Raw genomic sequence first — 6831 nt, forward strand, 5'->3', positions numbered from 1 at the left:
GTTCGATGCACTCTGAGTCCTATCTGAGTCTTACGCAGGAGCCTTGCATGAAGCCAATGACTCGCACCCTGTCCATGTGGATGACGCTGGTGGTGGGAATGGTTGTCGCCCAATCCAGCCTGGCCAGGGATCTTCCTGATTTTACCGAACTGGTCGAAGAGGCCGCCCCCGGCGTGGTCAACATCTCGACGACCCGGGTCACCGAGGGCTACTCCACGCCCTTCGGCGATCTCGGTGGCCAGGAAATTCCCGACATCTTCCGTCATTTCTTCGGTGATCGCTTCCCGGTGCCGCCCGGGGGAGGCGGTGGTCGCACCGAGGAACGTCAGTCGCTGGGCTCCGGCTTCGTCATCGACGCCGACGGCTACATCATGACCAACGCCCACGTGGTGGAGGGCGCCGACGAGATCATGGTGCGCCTCAATGACCGTCGTGACCTCAAGGCCGAGCTGGTCGGGGCCGACGAGAAGACCGACGTGGCGGTACTGAAGGTCGATGCCAGCGATCTGCCGACGCTATCCCTGGGTGACTCCGACGACCTCAAGGTGGGGGAGTGGGTGGCCGCCATCGGTTCGCCGTTCGGCTTCGATCACTCGGTCACCGCAGGCATCATCTCGGCGATCAACCGCACCCTGCCGCGTGACGCCTATGTGCCCTTCATCCAGACCGACGTGGCGATCAACCCGGGTAACTCCGGCGGACCGCTGTTCAACCTCGACGGCGAGGTGATCGGCATCAACTCCCAGATCTTCACCCGTAGCGGTGGCTTCATGGGGCTGTCCTTCGCCATTCCGATCAATGTCGCCATGGACATCGCCGACCAGTTGCGAAGCGAAGGTCACGTCACCCGGGGCTGGCTCGGTGTGATGATTCAGCCGGTGTCCAAGGACCTGGCCGAGTCGTTCGGCATGGACCGCCCCGAGGGTGCTCTGATCGCCGACGTCGATCCCGACGGGCCGGCGGCGCGTGACGGCGTCCAGGCCGGTGACATCGTGCTCGCGGTCAATGGCGAGACGGTGGAGCGCTCCAGCAACCTGCCGCGGTTGATCGGCCGTGTCGCTCCGGACAGCGAGGTCGAGTTGACCGTGCTGCGCGCCGGGGATCGCAAGACCCTCAGCGTCACCGTTGGCGACTGGCCCGAGGAACTGGCCGGTGGCAGCGGTCAGTCGTCCGGCAGCGCGTCGCCGGCGCGCCTGGGTCTGGCGGTGCAGTCGCTGTCCGACGCCGAGCGTGACAAGTACGGCATCGACGCCGGCGTGCGGGTCAGCGACGTCGACCCGCGTGGCGTGGCGGCGGCTTCCGGCATCCGGCGTGGCGATATCATCGTCAGCGTCAACCAGGTCGCGGTGGAAAGCGGTCGCCAGCTGAGCCAGCTGGTGCGTGAGCTGCCCGCCGATCAGGCGGTGCCGGTCCGTCTGTACCGCGATGGTCGCTCGTTGTTCGTGGCGCTGCGACTGGCCGACGACTGAGGCGCGTCCCGCTGACCGACGACGCCCGAGGGCCGCCATGGCCCTCGGGCGTTGTCGTCCTGTGATATCGAATCGAGCCGCCGCAACGGCTTGGGATGCGCGGGGCAGGGGATGCCGGTACAATAGCGCCAACTTTTTTTTCCGCGTCATCGGGGCAGGGCGAGCCTGTCGCTGTCCGGTGCGTTCTCAAGATGGAATCATCCTGCATGTCTGATCCTGATAACCGCAAGGTAATCAATAATATACGTAACTTCTCGATCATCGCTCACATCGACCATGGCAAGTCCACCCTGGCCGATCGCCTGATCCAGAGTTGCGGTGGCCTGTCAGAGCGCGAGCTCAAGGATCAGGTGCTGGACTCCATGGATCTGGAACGCGAGCGCGGCATCACCATCAAGGCCCAGTCGGTGACGCTGGACTACCACGCCAACGATGGTGAGACCTACCAGCTCAACTTCATCGATACCCCGGGGCACGTCGACTTCTCCTACGAGGTGTCGCGCTCGCTGTATGCCTGCGAGGGCGCACTGCTGGTCGTGGACGCCGCCCAGGGTGTCGAGGCCCAGTCGGTGGCCAACTGCTACACCGCCATCGAGCAGGGTCTCGAGGTGTTGCCGGTGCTCAACAAGATGGACCTGCCCCAGGCCGACCCCGACAAGGTCGCCCACGAAGTCGAGGAGATCATCGGTCTCGACGCCACCGACGCCTGTCAGGTGTCGGCCAAGAGCGGTCTGGGCATCGATGCGCTGCTCGAGCGGCTGGTGCGCGATATTCCGCCGCCCAAGGGTGACCCCGAAAAGCCGCTGCAGGCGCTGATCATCGACTCCTGGTTCGACAACTACCTGGGCGTGGTATCGCTGGTACGGATCTTCGACGGCGTGCTCAAGAAGGGCGACAAGATTCGCATCCTGTCCACCGGACGTGATTGGCAGGCCAACGAGGTCGGCATCTTCACCCCGCTGCGCAAGGAGACCGACATCCTGCGCGCCGGTGAAGTGGGCTTCGTGGTGGCCGGTATCAAGGACATTCAGGGGGCTCCGGTGGGGGATACCATCTCCCACGCCAAGACGCCGGACGTCAAGCGGCTGCCGGGCTTCCAGAAGGTCAAGCCCCAGGTCTACGCCGGCATGTTCCCGGTCAGCGCCGACGACTACGAAGACTTCCGCGACGCGCTCGAGAAGCTGGCGCTCAACGACGCTTCGCTGGACTACGAGCCGGAAAACTCCGACGCCTTGGGCTTCGGTTTCCGCGTCGGCTTCCTCGGCACCCTGCACATGGAGATCGTGCAGGAGCGTCTGGAACGCGAGTACGACCTGGACCTTTTGACCACCGCGCCGACGGTGGTCTACGAACTGGCGATGAAGAACGGTGACGTCAGCTACGTCTCCAACCCGTCCAAGCTGCCGGACATGGCCGACGTCGAGGAGATGCGCGAGCCCATCGTGCGCGCCAGCATCCTGGTGCCCCAGGAATTCGTCGGCAACGTCATCAGCGAGTGCGAGCTGCGTCGCGGCACCCAGAAGGACATGCTGTTCCTGGGTAGCCAGATCCAGCTGACCTACGAATTGCCGATGAGCGAAGTCGTCATGGATTTCTTCGATCGGCTCAAGTCCATCTCCAAGGGCTATGCTTCGCTCGAGTACAACTTCGAGCGCTTCGAGGCGGCCAAGCTGGTACGCCTCGACGTGCTGATCAACGGCGACCGGGTCGATGCCCTGGCGGTGATCATCCATCGCGATCATGCCCACAGCCGTGGTCGTGTGCTGGTCGAGAAGATGAAAGAGCTGATCCCGCGTCAGATGTTCGACGTGGCGATCCAGGCCGCCATCGGTGGCCAGGTCGTGGCCCGTTCCACGGTCAAGGCGCTGCGCAAGAACGTGACCGCCAAGTGCTACGGCGGCGACATGACCCGCAAGAAGAAGCTGCTCGAGAAGCAGAAGGCCGGCAAGAAGCGCATGAAGCAGGTCGGTCGCGTGGAGATCCCTCAGGACGCCTTCCTCGCCGTGCTCAAGGTGAACGACTGATGCCCCAGCGGCGGTCGATCCGTCCCGGTGTGACGCCGGGACGGCTTGCCCCTCCCTCAGATACCGACTTACAAGCCACCTGGAAACACTGATATGGACTTCTCCCTGCTGCTGGTGATCGCGGTCGCCGTCACCGGTCTGATCTGGCTGCTCGACCTGGTCTGGTGGCGCCCCCGGCGTCAAGCCGTCACCGCAGCTGCCGAAACCGGCACCACCGAAGGCGTGGATCTGTCCGCTCGGGAGCTTTCGCGCAAGGACCCCTGGCCGGTCGACTACGCCAAGTCATTCTTTCCGGTGCTGCTGGTGGTGCTGGTGCTCAGAAGCTTCGTGGTGGAGCCGTTTCAGATTCCGTCAGGCTCCATGCGTCCGACGCTGGAGGTCGGGGATTTCATCCTGGTCAACAAGTTCACCTATGGCCTGAGGCTGCCGGTGGCCAACACCAAGATCCTCGATCTGAACGAGCCGGAGCGGGGTGACGTCATGGTCTTCCGCTATCCCCAGGACCCGGCGGTGAATTTCATCAAGCGCGTGGTGGCGCTGCCCGGCGATACCCTGCGCTACGTCGACAAACAGCTCTACGTCAACGGCGAGCCGGTGCCCAAGACGCTGCTCGACGACGCTCCGGAGAGCGCGCCAGGTGAGCTGCTGTTCTCCGAGCAATTGGGCGAACATCAGCATCAGATCTACAATAATCCCCGCGATCGCGGCCCGCTGGTCCACGACGTCGTGGTGCCCGAGGGCATGTACTTCGCCATGGGCGACAACCGGGACCACTCCAATGACAGCCGCTACTGGGGCTTTATCCCGGAAGCCAACATCGTCGGCAAGGCCTTCGCGGTATGGATGCATTGGGACGGTGGACTGCCGAGCTTTTCCAGCGTGAGGACGATCCCGTGATCGCTTCAACGCCGCTTGGTTCTTCCATCGTCAGCACAAAGAGTTAACAGGAGCGTCGTGAGCAATTCCCTGACCCCCTTCAGTCGCCGCATCGGCCATGAATTCCAGGACGCGAGTCTGCTGGAACTGGCCATGACCCACCGCAGCTTCGGTGGGCGCAACAACGAACGCCTCGAGTTTCTGGGTGACTCGATCGTCAACTTTGTCATCGCCGAGGCGCTGTTCGAGCGCTTTCCCGAGGCCCGTGAAGGCCAGCTTTCGCGCCTGAGGGCGCGCCTGGTCAAGGGCCAGACCCTGGCGGAGCTGGCCCGGGAAATGCGCTTTGGCGAATGCCTGCGCCTGGGTTCCGGCGAGATGAAAAGTGGCGGCCATCGGCGTGAATCGATCCTCGCCGACGCCGTCGAGGCGGTGATCGGTGCCATCTACCTGGACGCTGGCATGGACGCGGTACGCACGCGGGTGCTGGCCTGGTTCGAGGAGCGCCTGGCGCGCATCGACCTCAAGCAGTCCCAGAAGGACCCCAAGACCCGCCTGCAGGAGTTTCTGCAGTCCCGTCAGGCACCGCTGCCTCGCTACGAGGTGACCTCGGTGGAAGGCGAGGCCCACGCCCAGACCTTTACCGTGGAGTGCCACGTCGAGATGCTCGACGAACACACCGTCGGCACCGGCGCCAGCCGCCGCCACGCCGAACAGATGGCCGCCGAAAGCGCCCTGCAACGCCTCGATCCCAAGGGAGTCAGCGCATGAGTCAGACCTGTGGATTCGTGGCCATTGTCGGCCGTCCCAACGTCGGCAAGTCCACCCTGATGAACCGTATTCTCGGACAGAAGATCTCGATCACCTCGCGGCGGCCGCAGACCACCCGCCACCAGGTGCTGGGGATCAAGACCGAAGGCGACGCTCAGGCCATCTTCGTCGACACCCCGGGTATCCATATCCTCGGCAAGGACCGCAACAAGGCGATCAACCGCTTCATGAACCAGGCGGCGGTGCAGGCCCTGCGGGACGTGGACTGCGTGGTCTTTCTGGTCGACCGTACCCGCTGGACCGAGGAAGACCAGATCGTGCTGGACCGCCTGGCCAACGTCGAGGCGCCGGTGATCCTGGCGGTCAACAAGGTGGACCGCCTGCAGGACAAGGCCACCCTGTTGCCGTGGTTGGCCGAGCTCGGCAACAAGCGCGAGTTCGCCGCGGTGGTGCCGATCGCCGCCCAGCACGGCACCAATGTGCCGGAGCTCGAGGCCGAGATCGACAAGCACCTGCCCGAGGGGATCCACTTCTTCCCGGAAGATCAGGTCACCGACAAGAGCATGCGTTTTCTGGCTGCCGAAATGGTACGCGAGAAGGTCATGCGCCAGCTCGGCGACGAGCTGCCTTATCAGATGACCGTCGAGATCGAGGAGTTTCGTGACGAGGCCCGGGTGGTGCACATCAGCGCGCTGATCCTGGTCGAGCGTCAGGGCCAGAAGAAGATCCTGATCGGCGACAGCGGCGATCGCATCAAGAAGATCGGCCGCGAGGCACGCCTGGATATGGAGCGGGCGCTGGACAAGAAGGTCATGCTCAACCTGTGGGTCAAGGTCAAGCGTGGCTGGTCCGACGACGAACGCGCCCTCAAGAGCCTCGGCTACGACCTCGACTGAGCCGTTCCCCCGCGCCCCGGCAGGATCATCGACGACGATGGTCCTGTTGTGATCCTGTTGCCCCGACGTCGGGATCCCCATGCAGCCCCAGCCCGCCTTTCTGCTCCACAAGCGTCCCTACCGCGAGACCAGTGCATTGGTCGAACTGCTGACCCTGGACCACGGTCGTGTGCGCGCCGTGGCCCAGGGCGTGCAGCGTCCCGGTAGTCGCTCGCGCAGTCAGATGCAGCCGTTCGCGCCCCTGCACCTGACCTGGCAGGGCGATCGCGAGCTCAAGCGGCTGCGTTTGATCGAGTCCCGTGGCCCGGCGGCGATGCTCGCCGGCGAGGGATTGCTGTGCGGTCTCTACGCCAACGAATTGCTGACCCGACTGCTGCCGGTGGAGTTGCCGGTGGGGCAGGTGTTCGCCTTTTACACCTCGGCGCTGGACGAGTTGGCGACGCCGGCCTCTCGCGCTGCGGCCCTGCGTCGGCTCGAATTTGCGCTACTCGATGCGCTGGACGCCGCGCCGCGTTTCACCACGCCCGACGGTGGCGGCTTGGATCCCCAGCGGCGCTACCGCTTCGAGCCCGGCAGCCGGGCCTTTGTCGTCGCAGAGCGCGGCATCGACGGGCGCACCCTGCGCCTGCTGGCCGGGGCCGACTGGGGCGAGGCCGGGCTTGCCGGGCCGGCCAAGGCGCTATCGCGTGCGGCCCTGGCGCCGCTGCTGGGCGACCGGCCGCTGCGCTCCCGTGCGCTGATGGTCGCCATGGCCGAGCGTCGCCGCCAGGCGCGCTGACCCTTGTCGCCCTGGCGCCG

At 64.9% G+C, this 6831-nt stretch carries 6 protein-coding genes; all 6 read left to right on the plus strand.

Annotation, left to right across the window (positions count from 1 at the left end; genetic code table 11):
• Positions 1-47 precede the first annotated feature (47 nt).
• The 6 genes from RBB39_RS11535 (at position 48) to recO (ending at position 6811) form a co-directional block, all read left to right on the plus strand.
• Positions 48-1469, plus strand: a complete 1422-nt coding sequence (locus RBB39_RS11535; RefSeq protein WP_045993481.1) for a DegQ family serine endoprotease — start codon at positions 48-50, stop codon at positions 1467-1469.
• A gap of 206 nt (positions 1470-1675) precedes the next feature.
• Positions 1676-3493: a translation elongation factor 4 gene (gene lepA, locus RBB39_RS11540; RefSeq protein ID WP_045993482.1), complete on the plus strand. Its 1818-nt coding sequence runs from the start codon at positions 1676-1678 to the stop codon at positions 3491-3493.
• Between the two features lie 93 nt (positions 3494-3586).
• Positions 3587-4390, plus strand: a complete 804-nt coding sequence (gene lepB, locus RBB39_RS11545; protein ID WP_045993483.1) for a signal peptidase I — start codon at positions 3587-3589, stop codon at positions 4388-4390.
• 57 nt (positions 4391-4447) lie between these two features.
• On the plus strand, positions 4448-5137 hold the full coding sequence (gene rnc, locus RBB39_RS11550) for a ribonuclease III (protein ID WP_045993484.1): 690 nt from the start codon (positions 4448-4450) through the stop codon (positions 5135-5137).
• A complete protein-coding gene (gene era, locus RBB39_RS11555; RefSeq protein WP_045993485.1) occupies positions 5134-6033 on the plus strand; it encodes a GTPase Era in 900 nt (299 codons plus the stop codon). The genes rnc and era overlap by 4 nt, the downstream gene beginning before the upstream one ends.
• Positions 6034-6112: 79 nt before the next feature.
• Positions 6113-6811 (plus strand): DNA repair protein RecO, encoded by a 699-nt coding sequence (recO, locus tag RBB39_RS11560; RefSeq protein ID WP_108132702.1) that lies wholly within the window; start codon positions 6113-6115, stop codon positions 6809-6811.
• Positions 6812-6831: the final 20 nt, after the last annotated feature.

This window comes from Halomonas sp. MMSF_3323, from assembly GCF_030733595.1.
GTDB lineage: Bacteria > Pseudomonadota > Gammaproteobacteria > Pseudomonadales > Halomonadaceae > Halomonas > Halomonas litopenaei.

Bases quoted from the DNA above. Each gene is read 5' to 3' on its own strand.
- RBB39_RS11535 (WP_045993481.1), top strand. From the start codon at position 48: ATGAAGCCAATGACTCGCACCCTGTCCATGTGGATGACGCTGGTGGTG.
- lepA (WP_045993482.1), top strand. From the start codon at position 1,676: ATGTCTGATCCTGATAACCGCAAGGTAATCAATAATATACGTAACTTC.
- lepB (WP_045993483.1), top strand. From the start codon at position 3,587: ATGGACTTCTCCCTGCTGCTGGTGATCGCGGTCGCCGTCACCGGTCTG.
- era (WP_045993485.1), top strand. From the start codon at position 5,134: ATGAGTCAGACCTGTGGATTCGTGGCCATTGTCGGCCGTCCCAACGTC.
- recO (WP_108132702.1), top strand. From the start codon at position 6,113: ATGCAGCCCCAGCCCGCCTTTCTGCTCCACAAGCGTCCCTACCGCGAG.